The 13,298-nt window shown below is 71.5% G+C and carries 13 protein-coding genes; 4 read left to right on the forward strand and 9 right to left on the reverse strand.

Annotated elements, in window-relative coordinates; all coding sequences use genetic code 11:
* Positions 1-2 precede the first annotated feature (2 nt).
* Both G3I65_RS29735 and G3I65_RS29740 read right to left on the reverse strand, forming a co-directional pair.
* Positions 3-866, reverse strand: coding sequence for an oxaloacetate decarboxylase (locus G3I65_RS29735; RefSeq protein ID WP_160699026.1), 864 nt, complete (start codon positions 864-866; stop codon positions 3-5).
* Positions 867-886: 20 nt separating this feature from the next.
* Positions 887-1,870 (reverse strand): PDR/VanB family oxidoreductase, encoded by a 984-nt coding sequence (locus G3I65_RS29740; RefSeq protein WP_160699027.1) that lies wholly within the window; start codon positions 1,868-1,870, stop codon positions 887-889.
* 92 nt (positions 1,871-1,962) lie between these two features.
* On the opposite strand from G3I65_RS29740, the gene G3I65_RS29745 reads away from it, so the two are divergent.
* Positions 1,963-2,697 (forward strand): EthD domain-containing protein, encoded by a 735-nt coding sequence (locus G3I65_RS29745; RefSeq protein WP_160699028.1) that lies wholly within the window; start codon positions 1,963-1,965, stop codon positions 2,695-2,697.
* 70 nt (positions 2,698-2,767) lie between these two features.
* On the opposite strand, the gene G3I65_RS29750 is transcribed toward G3I65_RS29745, so the two are convergent.
* Positions 2,768-3,694: an SDR family NAD(P)-dependent oxidoreductase gene (locus tag G3I65_RS29750; protein ID WP_160699029.1), complete on the reverse strand. Its 927-nt coding sequence runs from the start codon at positions 3,692-3,694 to the stop codon at positions 2,768-2,770.
* 254 nt (positions 3,695-3,948) lie between these two features.
* Between G3I65_RS29750 and G3I65_RS29755 the strand changes: the two genes are divergently transcribed.
* Positions 3,949-5,265 carry an MFS transporter gene (locus G3I65_RS29755; protein ID WP_160699030.1) on the forward strand — a complete coding sequence of 439 codons (1,317 nt, stop codon included), beginning with the start codon at positions 3,949-3,951 and terminating at the stop codon, positions 5,263-5,265.
* Between the two features lie 40 nt (positions 5,266-5,305).
* Here the strand turns inward: G3I65_RS29755 and G3I65_RS29760 are convergent, their stop codons facing one another.
* The 6 genes from G3I65_RS29760 to G3I65_RS29785 all read right to left on the reverse strand — a co-directional run bounded on the left by G3I65_RS29760 (position 5,306) and on the right by G3I65_RS29785 (position 11,458).
* Positions 5,306-5,803, reverse strand: coding sequence for a flavin reductase family protein (locus G3I65_RS29760; protein WP_160699031.1), 498 nt, complete (start codon positions 5,801-5,803; stop codon positions 5,306-5,308).
* Complete coding sequence (locus tag G3I65_RS29765) at positions 5,800-7,911, reverse strand: xanthine dehydrogenase family protein molybdopterin-binding subunit (protein WP_160699032.1); 2,112 nt, start codon at positions 7,909-7,911, stop codon at positions 5,800-5,802. Before G3I65_RS29765 ends, G3I65_RS29760 begins: the two co-directional genes overlap by 4 nt.
* Entirely contained in the window at positions 7,908-8,768 is an 861-nt protein-coding gene (locus G3I65_RS29770) for a xanthine dehydrogenase family protein subunit M (RefSeq protein WP_160699033.1), read from the reverse strand. The genes G3I65_RS29765 and G3I65_RS29770 overlap by 4 nt, the downstream gene beginning before the upstream one ends.
* Positions 8,765-9,217 (reverse strand): 2Fe-2S iron-sulfur cluster-binding protein, encoded by a 453-nt coding sequence (locus G3I65_RS29775; protein ID WP_309235794.1) that lies wholly within the window; start codon positions 9,215-9,217, stop codon positions 8,765-8,767. The genes G3I65_RS29770 and G3I65_RS29775 overlap by 4 nt, the downstream gene beginning before the upstream one ends.
* Before the next feature lie 68 nt (positions 9,218-9,285).
* Complete coding sequence (locus G3I65_RS29780) at positions 9,286-10,422, reverse strand: LLM class flavin-dependent oxidoreductase (RefSeq protein WP_160699035.1); 1,137 nt, start codon at positions 10,420-10,422, stop codon at positions 9,286-9,288.
* Between the two features lie 85 nt (positions 10,423-10,507).
* A complete protein-coding gene (locus G3I65_RS29785) occupies positions 10,508-11,458 on the reverse strand; it encodes a TIGR03619 family F420-dependent LLM class oxidoreductase (RefSeq protein ID WP_160699036.1) in 951 nt (316 codons plus the stop codon).
* Between the two features lie 86 nt (positions 11,459-11,544).
* Here G3I65_RS29785 and G3I65_RS29790 point away from each other — a divergent pair, with 86 nt between their 5' ends.
* Together G3I65_RS29790 and G3I65_RS29795 are read left to right on the forward strand one after the other, a co-directional pair.
* Entirely contained in the window at positions 11,545-12,378 is an 834-nt protein-coding gene (locus G3I65_RS29790; protein ID WP_160699037.1) for an SDR family oxidoreductase, read from the forward strand.
* The gene (locus G3I65_RS29795; protein WP_160699038.1) at positions 12,375-13,298 is read left to right on the forward strand and encodes an alpha/beta fold hydrolase; all 924 of its coding nucleotides are present in this window, start codon (positions 12,375-12,377) and stop codon (positions 13,296-13,298) included. Before G3I65_RS29790 ends, G3I65_RS29795 begins: the two co-directional genes overlap by 4 nt.

The raw sequence follows: 13,298 nt of genomic DNA on the forward strand, positions 1-13,298 counted from the left end.
GGTCAGGTGCCGGGCTCGGTGGTGGCGCGCTCGATGTCGTACAGCTCCTCGAAGCCCGCGAGCTCCTGGAAGCTCTCGTAGATCGCGAACGACTCCGCGGCCGGCCGACCGCTGGGTTTTCCCGAGTGCTGCAGCTCATACGCCTCGCGCAGCGCGGCGAACGCCGCCGTCTGGCCGGTCACCGCGTCGATCAGGATCGCGTACCCCAGGCTCCGCCACTCCTCGGCGGTGTGGAGGTCGAACGACGTGAGCGTGGCGACGGGCGCCGAAAGGCGGGCCGGAGCCTCGGCCAGCTGCTCGTCGTTCGCGGGCAGCAGCATGACGACGTCGGCACCGGCCTCGTGGTAGGCGGCGAGACGCTCGACGGCGCGCTCGAAGTCCTCGTTCTGCACCGCACCCGTGCGGGCGATCAACAGCAGGTCGGGGTCGCGGCGGGCCTGCGCCGCGAACCGGATCTTGGCCACCATCTCCTCGAGCGGGATCAGGTGCTCGACGTGCCGATGATGACTGGCGCGCTTCGGCGCGACCTGGTCTTCGAGCTCGATGGCGTGCACACCGGCCGCCTCCAGCTCCCACACCGTGCGGGCGACGTGGATCGCGTCGCCGAAGCCGACCCCGCCGTCCACGATCAGCGGCAGCCGGGAACGCCGCCGGATCTGCCAGCTCGCCGCCGCGAGGTCCGAAACGCTCAGCAGCGCCTCGGAAATCGCCATCGAGTAGCCCAGACCGCCACCGCCGAGGTACCCGCCGTCGTACCCGAGCCGCTCGCAGAGCCGCGCGGTGAGCGCGTCGGGACACCACTGCACCATGACCGGCTCACCGCTCGACACCCGCGCGCGGAACGCCGCCCGATCGAGACCCACCATGTCCACTCCCATCGCACCCGTCACAGGTCGAGGACCAGCTCCGCGGAGGAGCAGCTCCCGACGCAGATCATCATCGTGTCGCCCGCCGCGCGCTCGTCGTCGTCGAGCACGGTGTCGCGGTGCACCGGCGAGCCGCCGAGCACCTTCGTGCAGCACGTGCCGCAGAAACCCTCCTCGCACGAGTACGGCACCTCGGGTACGAGGTCACGCACCGCTTCGAGGATCGTCGTGCCGTCGGCTACCTCGACAGTCTCCCCCGTCTGGGCCAGCACCACCGTGAACGGCCGCGCGTGGCTGTCCGGCGCGCCGTCCTCGCCCGGCTCGGTGGTCCCGGCCGTGAAGAGTTCGAAGTGGACATCGAGCTCGGGCCGGACCCGGCCCGCCACCGCACGCAACGCGTCGAGCATCGCCGCCGGTCCGCAGCCGTAGATCGCCGCGCCGGCCGGAGCCGCCTCGACGATCTCCTCCAGCGGCAGCAGGCCGGACCGGTCCTGCGGCCGGACGTCGACGGCCGCGTCCGCCGCGCACGCCAGCCGGTCGAGGTCCGGCAGGAACGCCATCGACTCCAGCGAGCGCCCGCCGTAGTGCAGCCGCCAGTCGGCGCCGCGGGCCGCGAGCTCGCGCGCCATGCTCAGGATCGGCGTGACGCCGATTCCGCCCGCGACGAGGACGTACGACCCGGCCGGGCGCAGCGCGAAGTGGTTGCGCGGCCCGCGGATCAGCAACTCCTTGCCGACGAGCGCGGTGTCGTGGATCTCCGCGGAGCCACCGCGGCCGGCGAGCTCGCGCAGCACCGCGATGGTGTAGGAGTACGGGTCCCCGCGGTCGCCGCACAGCGAGTAGTGCCGGATCCGGCCGGACGGGAGGACGACTTCGACGTGCGCCCCGGGTTCCCACGGCGGCAGCTGCCCGCCGTCGGCTCGCGCGAGCCGCAGCGAGATCACCCCGTCGGCTTCCCACCGGGCTGCCAGCACCCGGACCTGGAGTTCCGCTTCGGTCGTCATGGCCCACCTTCACGTCTTCGTGATTGCTCCTATAATTAGCATAGAAAGCCGACCCATCGATGACAAGAGCGAAAGCGAACGAGGAGAGACCCGTGACGGCACCGGATCCGACGACCAAGCTGGTGTACCTGGCCCGGCGCAACCCCGCGCTGTCGGCCGCCGAGTTCGTGGTCCGCTGGCGGCAGCATTCGCTGCTCGCCGGCAGCATGCCGCTGATCCGGCCCGGCATCGTGCAGACCGCGCACTGCCTGAACCTGTTCGACCGCACGGTGTTCGCGCGCGCCACCCTCGACTACGACGGCGTCAACTTCCTCACCCTCACCGGCCCCGAGGTCGCGACGGCGATGTGGCAGCACGACGAGATGATGGAGCTGTTGGAGCCGGACGAGCTCGCGACCTTCTCGACCTACGCCCGCCACTTCACCCTGACGACGCACGAGCACCTCGCGAGCCCCGGGAGCATGCGCGCGCACTGCCTCGCCGTCTTCCTCAAGCGCGACCGCGCGCTGACGAACGAACAGTTCGTCGCGGCGTTGACCGAGGCGCACGCCGAGGTGGCGGCGGGCACGCGCCGCGGCGTGGTGAACGCGGTGGCCGACCGGCCGCCGGGCTACAACTTCGACGCGGTGACCGAGCTGTGGTTCGACAGCGCCGAGGAGATGCGGGCGTTCACCCGGGCGCCGGCGTTCGAGGACGTCTACCTGAAGCGGCGCGCCGAGTTGTGCGACGAGATGCGCACGATCGCGATGGCGACCCGGCTGAGCCACGCCCGGCCCGCGATCGACGAGCGGACCGCCGTCGACCGGCCGATCGCGCAGCCTTCCTAGCGCACGAATGGTTCACGCGCGGGACCCCGGTGCGTCAGGGGCCCCGCGCGTGCGTCGGGGAATCGGCGGCTCAGACGATGTGCGGAGCCTTGGTGTCCGTGGCCAGCACGGTCCGCGGCAGCAGCTCGACGAGTTCCTCGAGCGGCCACGGCCCGGCGTTCTCGTCCCGGAAGATCGTGCGCGTTTCGACCGGGTGGCTGTACATCCCGATCTTGCCGCCCCCGGCCCGGAACACCCGGCCGGTGACGTCCGCGGCCCCGTCGCTCGCGAGGTAGACGACGATGGGGGCGACCAGCGCCGCGTCGGCTCGCGGCTCCTTCGCGCGGGCCCGCCGCTCGCTCATCACGCCCTCGGCGATCCGGGCCGCGTCGCGCTGAGCCTGGTCGGCCGTCATCCGCGTCAGCGCGAACGGCGCGACCGCGTTCACCGTGATGCCGTCGTTCTGCAGCTCCCAGGCCAGCGCGTAGGTAAGACTCGTCACGCCACCTTTGGACAACGCGTACTCCGCGTTGCCCAATGGCGCTGCCCACTGGTTCGACGTGGTGTTGATGATCCGCCCGCCACCCTGGCGCCGGAGCACTGGGATCGCGTGACGGCACATCGCGAAGGTGCCTTTGAGGTTGACCCCGACCATCACGTCGAAGTCCTCCTCGGCGGCGTCCTCGATCTTGTGCTGGCGCACCACGGCCGCGTTGTTCACCAGCACGTCGAGCCGGCCGAACGCCTCGACCGTCGTCGCCACGACCCGGGCCGCACCCTCCCATTCGGCGACCGACTCGTAGCTGGCCACGGCCTCGCCGCCGGCCGCCCGGATGGCTTCCACCACCTCGTCGGCGGGACCGGCGGCCGTGCCCGCCCCGTCCGGATCCACGCCGAGGTCGTTGACCACGACCTTGGCGCCGGCCGCCGCGAGCGCGAGGGCCTCACCGCGGCCGATGCCCCGGCCGGCGCCGGTCACGATCGCCACCCGTCCCTCGAGCGGACCCTGTCCAGCCATCGTTCCTCCTTCACGAGCCATTATCAGGTTAATGATAGGAGCGAAGTCGCAGGTGTCAAGCCGAGTCGCGTTCACCTGCCCGGCCCGGAGTGGGCCGAAGAGACGCTTGACCAACCCGAAATCCAGGCTAATAGTAGGAGCAATTGGTCCGGTTCTCGGCCTCTCACCATCCACAAAGGAGCAACGATGCTCGACTGTGTCCGGTCAACAACCGTCGGAACCACGACTTGCCCCGCGACGGCGAGGCAAGCCCGGTGAGCGCCGCCGACCCGCGAACCGTCCGGCGCGAGGTCCGCCGCGTCGTCGCCTCGAGCTGCCTCGGCACCGCCATCGAGACCTACGACTTCGTCCTCTACAGCTCCGCCGCGGCGCTGATCTTCGGGCCGTTGTTCTTCGCCCAGCTCAGCCCGGCGATCGCGACCATCGCGTCGTTCGCCACCTTCGCCACGGGATACCTGGTCCGGCCGCTCGGCGGCTTCGTCTTCGGCTACCTGGGCGACCGCTTCGGGCGCCGGTGGGTGCTGGTCACCACGGTGTGCCTGGCCGGCGGCGGCACCGGGGTCATCGGGCTGCTGCCCACCCAGGCACAGATCGGCCCGCTCGCGCCGGTCCTGCTGGTGCTCTTGCGCATGGTGCAGGGCCTGGCGCACGGAGGCGAATGGGGCGGCGGCGTGCTGATGATCGCCGAGCACGTCGAGCCGCGCCGGCGCGGGCTGTACACCGGCATCGGGCAGGGCGGCCTCTCGCTCGGGGCGGTCATCGCCACCCTGGTGATGGCGGTCGTCGCCGGGCTCCCGGAGCCAGTGCTGTTCGGCTGGGCGTGGCGAATCCCGTTCCTGCTGAGCTTCGTGCTCATCGCGCTCGGCATCTACCTGCGGCTGCGGATCAGCGAGTCCCCGCTGTTCGTCGAAGCCAAGCGGGCGCGCGGGCAGAAGGCGGGCCTGGCGAGCCACCTCGGCCCGCTGGTCCGCGGGATCCTCGCGAGCATCCCGCCCACGATGTCCGCGGCCTTCTTCGGCAGCTTCGCGGTGAGCTTCGCCGTCGCCGCCGGGCATTCCCGCACGACCGTGCTCCTCGCACTCAGCGCGAGCTGGGTGCTGTCGACCTTCACGATCCCGTTGTACGGCCTGGTTTCCGACCGGCTCGGCCGCCGACCGGTCTACGTCGCCTCCGTGCTGGGCGTCGCGGTCGCCACCTACCCGTTCCTGCTGGCGATGCGCAGCCACTCGACGGCATTGCTGTTCGTCGCGTTCATCGTGCTGTTCAGCTTCATCACCCCCGCCGCGCAGGGCACCATCGCGTCGCTGCTGAGCGAGCTCTTCCCGACGCGGCTGCGCTCGACGGGCGTCTCCCTCGCCTACCAGCTCGCCGCGATCGTCGGCGGACTGACCCCGGTGGTGAGCGCGACCCTCCTGACGACGGCAGGCGGGCTGGGCTGGGTGGTCGTGGTGATCGCGGGCTTGTGCGTGGTCGCGGCGCCCGCCGTGCTGCTCGGCCGTGAGTCGGTCGGGAAGTCGCTGGCCGATACCGCGGCCCCGCGCCCGGTACCGGACGAACTCCCGGCCCGCTGACGACGAACCGGCTGGGGTGCCGCCACCCCAGCCGGTTCGTTCAGTCTCCCGAGCCGCGCCGGACCGGTTCGAGCGCTCCCTTGAGGAACACCAGAGGTGCCCCGTCGCCGTCCGCTTCGAGCGCGGCGACCGCACCGAGCACGACGTAGTGGTCACCGGCCTCGTGGACGTCGGCGAAGGTGCAGTCGAGCCACGCGAGCGCGCCTTCGATCACCGGCGCCCCGGACGGCGCGGGCCGCCAGCCGATGCCGCGCAACTTGTCGGCCCCGCGGGCCGCCAGGCGGCGGCAGATCCATTCCTGGTCGTGGGCGAGCAGGTTCACGGCGAACCCGGGCGCGGTCCGGATCTTCGGGAACGTCGTGCTGGTGCGCGCCGGGCAGAACCCGACCAGCAGCGGGTCCAGGGACACCGAGAAGAACGACCCCACGGTCATCCCGACCGGCGTCCCAGCCCTCTCGAGCGCGGTGACCGCTACGACGCTCGTCGGGAAGTGCCCCAGCACCGCGCGGAACCGGTCGGAGCCCGGCGGCGCGCTCACCGCCGTGCCCCCGCCTTGAGCGCCGCCAGGACGCGTTCGGCGGTGAGCGGGAGGTCGTGCAGCCGCACGCCGACGGCGTCGAACACGGCGTTGGCCACGGCCGGGGCGACCCCGATGTTCACCAGCTCGCCCACGGACTTCACCGCGTCGTCGTCGGCGGCGGCGGGCTCCAGTACCCGGACCTCCAGCGGCGGGACGTCAGCCGCGGACGCGATCCGGTAGTCGCCCAGCGTCGCCGTGACAACCGCGCCGTCCTCGACGATCAGCTCTTCGAGGAGGGTCTGGCTCAGCCCGTAGACGAACCCGCCTTCGAGCTGGCCCCGGTGCGCGACCTCGTTGAACACGCGCCCGGTGTCGGCGACCAGCAGCGCCCGGCGCACGTCGATCCGCCCGGTCTCCTCGTCGACGCCGACTTCGACGGCGATCCCGGCGTGACTGCGGACGTCGACGTCCGGCGGCGCGGGCCAGCCGGCGGCCGCCGTGCCCTCGGCGACCACGGACGGGACGCCGAGCTCGGCGAGCCGCCGGAACGGCCAGTACCCGCCGCGTTCGCCAGGCGCGCCACCCAGCTCGGCCAACGCCGCCCGGCAGCTCTCCACCACGGCTGTGCCGGCGACCGCGGTCACCCGGCTGGCGCCGGTGCCGGAGTCCTGGAGCGCCGGGTCCGCGCCCACGTCGACGGCCTGGATACGGATGAACTCCCTGGGTACGCCCAGCGTCTCGGCGGCCAGCCGCTCGAAGAGGGAGTAGCTGCCCGAGCCCTGGTCGACGACCGACAACTCGATCCGCACGCCGTCGCTCGCCACGACGCACCGGACGGTGCTCAACCCCGGGCCCGTATCGCGGAAGGTCAGCGCGACGCCGACGCCCCGCTTCCCGCTGGATTCGGCGCGCCACTTCCCCACTGTTTCCCGCAGTTCCGCGACGATCCGCCGGACTCGCGCGTTCGCCGCGTTGGCGTGCCGGAACTCCACCGGATCGATCCCCAGCTCGTGGGCGATCACGTCCACTTGGGACTCCGACGCGAACAGCGCCTGGAACTCGCCGGGCGCCCGGACGTGCCCGCCGGGGAGGTTGTTCGAGTAGTAGCTCACGCAGCTCTCGCGCCGGTTCGCGACAGCGTACGACCCGTAGGGCGCGTGGATGGTGGGGATGACGACCATCGGGACGGCCTTGACGCCGCCGAAGGCACCGCCGTCGATCACCGTTTCCGCGTGCAGCGCCCGCACCACGCCGCCGGTGACCGCGGTCCGCAGGCGCACCTTCGCCGGGTGGCGCGTCGCGGTGGTGGTCAGCTCTTCGTCGTAGGACATCGTGTGACGCACCGGTCTCCCCGTGCGACGGGCGAGCAGGTAGCAGGCGATTTCGACGTACGGGAACCCCTTCGACCCGAAATCACCGCCGACCGGGCTCAAGTGGACGCGCACGGTGTCCACCGGAACGTTCCCCACCTCGGCGACGAGGCGACGGAGGTTGAACGGCTCCTTGTGCGTGGCCCAGATGTCGACGCGGCCCTCCGTCACCGACACCAGGCAGGCGTGCGGTTCCAGGGGCGCGGAGTGGTTGCGGGCGGCGGTGAAGGTGTGGTCGAAGACGTGGCCGGCCGCCGCGAACATGGGATCGACCTCGCCTTCCTCGGTGGCCCAGATGCCTTGCGCGTTCGGGCCCGGCCGGTCGGAGACCGCCCCCGGGTACTCCGCGTACCGCGGGTGCAGCGGATCGTCGGTTCCCATCGCTTCGTCGAGCCCGGTGATCTCCGGCAGCGGTTCGTACCCGACGTCGACGGCCGCCGCCGCGGCGACGGCCGTGGCCGGGTCGACCGCGGCTACCGCGGCCACGCGCTGCCCGGCGCACAGCACGCGGTCGCCCGCGAGCACGGGGTAGTCCCGCAGAGCGCGGCCGAGCAGGATCTCCCCGATCTCCCGATGGGTGAGCACGTCCACGACACCCGGCATGGCCAACGCGTCGCTCGTGTCGACGCCGGTCACCCTGGCGTGGGGGAAGGGGGAATGGACGAAGGCCACGTGCAGGGCTTCTGGAGCCCGGACATCGGCGACGTACGCGGCTCCGCCGTCCACCTTCGCCGAGCCGATCGCGCGACGGTTCACGATGCCCCACCTCCCGAGCCGATTTCCACCAGCGCACGCTTGACGAACACCCCGGCCATTTCCCGCTTGTAGTCGGCGCTGCCCCGGTGATCCTCGGTCGGGGACACCGCATCGCGGACCGCCGCGACGACGTCGTCCGGCTCCCGCAGCTCGTCGTGGGTCCGGCCCACCAGGAGTTCGGCCGCCTCCTCGCACGCGACCGGAACCGGCCCGACCGCACCGCAGAACACCCGCGCGGCGGAGATCCGGGCGCCGTCGAAGCGGACCCGCACCGCGGCGCTCACCGTCGCGTAGTCGTCGGCGGTCTTCGGCAGGAACTTGCGGTACGAACACCGCTCCCCCGCGACGGGCAACGGCACGAAAATCGTGCTGATCAGTTCGCCCGGGGCGAGCACCGTCGACATGGGACCGTCTCCGAGTTCGGCCACCGGGACCCGGCGGGTACCGCCGGCGCCCGCCACCTCGACTTCGGCGTCGAGAGCGGCCAGCAGCACCGGCGGGTCCTGTGCTGGTTCGGCCAGCGCGAGGTTCCCGCCGACCGTGCCCCACGCCCGGACGCGGACGTTGCCGATGTGGCCGAACATCGCGGCCACTTCGGGACGTTCGCGGCGGAGCACCGGATCCGCCGCCAGCCGGCCGTGCGTCATCGCCGCACCGATGACGAGCCCGCCGTTCTCGATCCGCACGCCGCGGAGTTCGGGGATCCGCGACACCGACACGAGCGTCGCGGCCGAGACCAGGCCGAGGTTGGTCAGCAGGCCCACCGAGACCCCACCGGCCACGGCCAGGGCTTCTTCTCCGGCGAGCGCCGCGAACGCTTCCTCGAACGAGCGGGCCGACACGAACCGCGTGCTCATCCGGCCTCCCGCGCCTTCGCGATCGCCCGGTCGATGCCGTAGTACGCGCCGCACCGGCAGAGGTTGCCCAGCATCCGCTCCCGGATGTCCTCATCGGATAGTCCGAACAGCTCGCCGGACAGGACCAGCGATGCGGCCGTGACCAGCTGGCCACTGGTGCAGTACCCGCACTGGAACCCGCCCTCCGCCAGGAAGTCCTCTTGGAGCGCGTGCAGCTCTGAGTGAGCCGCGAGTCCTTCGACGGTGACCACCTCCGCGCCATCGACCTGAGCGGCGAAGGTCAGGCAGCTGCTGGTCGGCGCGCCGTCGACGAGCACAGTGCAGGCACCGCACACACCGACCGCGCACCCGGCCTTGGCTCCGGTGAGGCCGAGTTGGTCGCGGAGCACGCCCAGCAGGCGGGCGGCGCCGTCGACCAGCAACGACCGGGGTTTTCCGTTGACAGTCACTGAAACCGGGTACCCGGCGACCGGCGGTTCCTGGTGGAGAGCGGTTTCCTCGGACATCGGCCCTCCGGTCAGCTCTGCCGCAGGCCGGCTTCGACGAGCAGCGGCAGCACCTGCTCGTTGAACTGTGCGATTCCGCTCTCGTAGTCGACCCAGCTGAGGGCGACGCCGTCGGCGCCGGACCGCTTCACCTCGACGAGCTGGTCGACGATCTGCTCCGGCGTGCCCACCAGCTGGAGACCGCCCCAGCCGGCGATCATGCCGCGGGCCATCGCGCGGAACTGCTCCCGCGGCCACGACCGGTTGTCGCCGCCGATCAGCTCGTCGATCAGGTTCTGCGCGGCGGCGAAGTCGCCGAGCTCGTCGACGTAGTGCTCGAAGTAGCGCTTGGCTTCCGCTTCGGTGTCGGCGCACACGACGGTGCCGACAGTGAGGACCCCGATCTCGCGGCCCTGCTGCTCGGCGCGCTTGCGCAGGTTCGTGTTCATGTCCCGCAGCTTGCCGAGGTCTGGGTGCACCTGGAAGCCGAAGTCCGCGTGCCGGGCCGCGAAGTCCATGCCCGTGGGCGACGAGCCCGCCTGGACGATCACCGGCCGCGGTTGCTGGATGGGCCGAGGCGCGAGGTAGGCGTTCTTCGCCTGGAAGAACTCACCGTCGAAGTCGAACTGGTCGCTCTCCGTCCAGAGGCGCTCGATGAGCGTGATCCACTCTTCGGCGATGCGGTACCGCTCGTCGTGCGGCGGGTTGGCCTTGCCGAACATCGCCATCTCCGGCGCGTTCCACCCGGAGACCACGTTCAGGCCGAACCGGCCGTGGCCGATGTGGTCGATGGTCGCGGCCTGCTTCGCCGCGACGAGCGGCTCGAAGAGCGGCACGTGGGCGGTGGCGAGCACCTGGATCCGTTCGGTGGCCGCGGTGATGCCCGCCGCCCAGGAGAAGACCTCGAACTGCGCGGAGTTCGGGTCGGTGTCGCCGCCGATCCCGCGCCACCGCGCCAGCGGGAGCAGGAACTCCCAGCCGGCGGCGTCGGCCGCCCTGGCGATCGCGAGCTGCTGCGGCCAGGTCGGCACGATCCGCCCGGACTCGACCTTGGTGAGGGTGGTGCCGCCCTTGCAGTTCATCGCGAAGACGCCGAGCTTGAGCGCGTTGTCGTTGCGCAGGGGCGCCACCGCGGGCGCCTCGGGGAGGAAAGCCGGACTGGTGGTCACGCAGCACTCCGATCGTCGTTGAATGGAGTTCGGAGTGCTCGACTAGTCGTGGAGCACTCCTATCATGCGCATGATAGGTCTGAATTCAGGCCACGTCCATCGCGAACGACAGACCCGCCCGAGGCGCCGCGACCTCGGCGAACCACGCCAGCGCCTCGTGGAATTCCGCCAGGGACGGCGCCGGCAGGTCGATGATGAAGTCTGTTGCGCCGAGCTTGAGCCAGTCTTCGACGGAGGCGGCTGTACGTTCGGCAGCACCGTCGCCCGGCGTCTCGAACGACGGTGCCGGTTCTCCGCGCGGCGCCCGCCCGCCGAGCGGCGCCAGCGGCGCGACGATCTTGAAGCCATCGGGCCGTGACTCCCATTCGGGGATGCCCCGCACCTTGCCGAGAACGTCGGCGATGGCGTCCCGGGGTGCCCCGAACGGCGCCCAGCCGTCCCCGAGCCGCAGGGCGCGGCGCAGGCCGACCAGCCGGTTCCCGCCGATCCAGACCGGCGGGCGCGGGAGCTGTTTCGGCCGCGGCTCGCAGATCAGCTCGTCGAACCGCGCGAACTCCCCGTGATAGCTGGCGACTTCGCTGCCCCACAACGCTTTCATGGCCTCGATGTGATCGTCCACAATGGCGCCCCGCCGGTCGAAGTCGACCCCCGCGGCGTCGGCTTCGTGACGGCGGCTGCCGACCCCGAACCCGGCGATCAACCGGCCGCCGGAGAGGTGATCGAGCGTCGCGAACTCCTTCGCGGCGATCAGCGGGCTGCGCAGGTGCGCCTGGTAGACGAGGGTGACCAGGCCGATCCGCCGGGTCGCGGCGGCGAGGAAACTGAGGGTGGCGATGGCGTCGTAGAACCGGGCGCGCCCGTAGATGCGCAGTTCGTCAACGGCCAGTGCGCCGTGGTCCCCGCAGGCGATGAAGGCGTAGCCGAGATCGTCGGCCCGCCGCGCGATGGCGAGGAGGTCGTCCGGGGTGGCGTCCGCTTCCCAGTCCCGCAGGCTGATCGGGTAGAGGATCGGGGGAAACAGGCCGAACGCTGGCATCGTCGCTCCTTTGGGACCGTTGACCGCTTACGCTCCTATGATTAACCTCTTACCGAAGCGCTGTCCAGCGAAGCGGGAGACGAGCCATGGACTTGGGCGTGACGGTCGTGGTCGGAGTCGGCGGCATGGGACTGGCGATCGCCCGGCGGCTCGGCGCCGGGACCACGCTGCTGCTCGGTGACCACGACAAGGCCCGGCTCGACCGCGCCGCCCTGGAGCTGCGCGGCGAGGGACACCAGGTGGTGACGCAGGCCGTGGACGTCGCCGTCCGCGGTTCGGTTGCCGCGCTGGCCGCCACCGCCGCCGGCCTCGGCGCGGTCACCCGGGTCGCCCACACCGCCGGCGTGTCCCCCACCCAGGCGCCTGCCGAGCGGATCCTGCGGATCGACCTCCTGGGCGTCGCGTTCGCCATCGAAGAGTTCGGCGAGGTCATCGCCCCCGGCGGTGCCGGTGTCGTCATCGCGAGCATGGCCGGGCACCGGTTGTCCGCACTGCCGCCCGAACAGGAACAGGAGCTGGCCGTGACGCCCGTCGAAGACCTGCTGAACCTGCCGTTCGTCCGGGAGTCCGCGCGATCGCCGCGCACCGCCTACTGGCTGGCTAAGCGGGGCAACCAGCTGCGTGTCCAGTCCGCCGCGACACGGTGGGGCGAGCGCCGCGCCCGGCTCAACTCGATCAGTCCGGGCGTGATCGCCACCCCGATGGGGCACCAGGAGCTCAGTGGGCCGGGTGGTGAGCGCATGCGCGCGGCGGTGTCGGCCTCGGCGGCCCGGCGGGTCGGCACGCCCGGCGATGTCGCCGCGGCCGCCGCCTTCCTGCTGGGGCCCGACGCCGGCTTCGTCACCGGCACCGACCTCCTCGTCGACGGCGGCGTGACAGCGGTGCGAGCCCAGGAAGTGCGCACGGCGGGTGCGCGATGACGACACCCTGCCGCCACCGGTGTGGCTTCACCGACAACCCGTCGACCTACTACGAGCTCATGGAGCCCCTGATTCCCAACGGGCAGCCGCCGGTCCTGATGGTGACGGGCGGAGTGCACTCGGGCGCGTGCTACCGGGTGACACCGGACGGCCGACCGGGCTGGGCCGACGACTTCCTCCGCCGGGGCCACACGGTCGCCTTGGCCGACTGGCCGGGAGTCGGCCGCAGTGGCCACATCCCGCCGGGCGAGCTGAGCGGCCAGACCATCGTGGACGGACTGGCGGCGGTGATCGAGGAGATCGGCGGACGAGCGGTGGTGCTGACGCATTCGATCGGCGGCGCGTTCGGCTGGAAGCTGGTCGAGCAGCACCCGGACGCGATCGCGGCGGTGATCGGGGTGGCCCCGGCGGCCCCGGGCAACATGGGTGCCGAGCTGGGCCGCCTGGTGCGCGACGAGGGCAACCGCAAGGTGGTGGCCATGCCATCCGGCGAGGCAGTGCTGGACCTCGACCGGACGTTGTCGTTCCCACCGGAGTTCCACCGAGCGAAGCTCGTGGGCTCGAGCACCCGCTTCCCGTTGGAGGAGGTCGACGCCTACTTTCGCTCGTTGCAGGGCATCAGCGGCCGGATCGTGTTCGAGCGCACGAACATCGGCGGCGGCCAGCTTCGGATCGAGGACGCGTCCGGCTTCGCCGGCAAGCGGATCCTGGTGGTGACCGGCACGGAGGATATCGATCACCCACTGGAGCAGGACGGCGCGATCGTCGACTGGTTGAACGCCGCGGGCGCGAGGGCGGAGCTGTGCTACCTCGGCGACCGCGGGATCACCGGCAACGGCCACATGATGATGCTGGAACGCAACAGCTCGGACATCGCGGGCATCCTGATCGACTGGCTGGAGACAGCGCCGCCGGCGTGA

The sequence above is a fragment of the Amycolatopsis sp. SID8362 genome (assembly GCF_010550475.1).
Lineage (GTDB): Bacteria > Actinomycetota > Actinomycetes > Mycobacteriales > Pseudonocardiaceae > Amycolatopsis > Amycolatopsis eburnea.

Bases quoted from the DNA above. Each gene is read 5' to 3' on its own strand.
- G3I65_RS29735 (WP_160699026.1), bottom strand. From the start codon at position 866: ATGGTGGGTCTCGATCGGGCGGCGTTCCGCGCGCGGGTGTCGAGCGGT.
- G3I65_RS29740 (WP_160699027.1), bottom strand. From the start codon at position 1,870: ATGACGACCGAAGCGGAACTCCAGGTCCGGGTGCTGGCAGCCCGGTGG.
- G3I65_RS29750 (WP_160699029.1), bottom strand. From the start codon at position 3,694: ATGGCTGGACAGGGTCCGCTCGAGGGACGGGTGGCGATCGTGACCGGC.
- G3I65_RS29770 (WP_160699033.1), bottom strand. From the start codon at position 8,768: ATGAGCACGCGGTTCGTGTCGGCCCGCTCGTTCGAGGAAGCGTTCGCG.
- G3I65_RS29785 (WP_160699036.1), bottom strand. From the start codon at position 11,458: ATGCCAGCGTTCGGCCTGTTTCCCCCGATCCTCTACCCGATCAGCCTG.
- G3I65_RS29790 (WP_160699037.1), top strand. From the start codon at position 11,545: ATGGACTTGGGCGTGACGGTCGTGGTCGGAGTCGGCGGCATGGGACTG.
- G3I65_RS29795 (WP_160699038.1), top strand. From the start codon at position 12,375: ATGACGACACCCTGCCGCCACCGGTGTGGCTTCACCGACAACCCGTCG.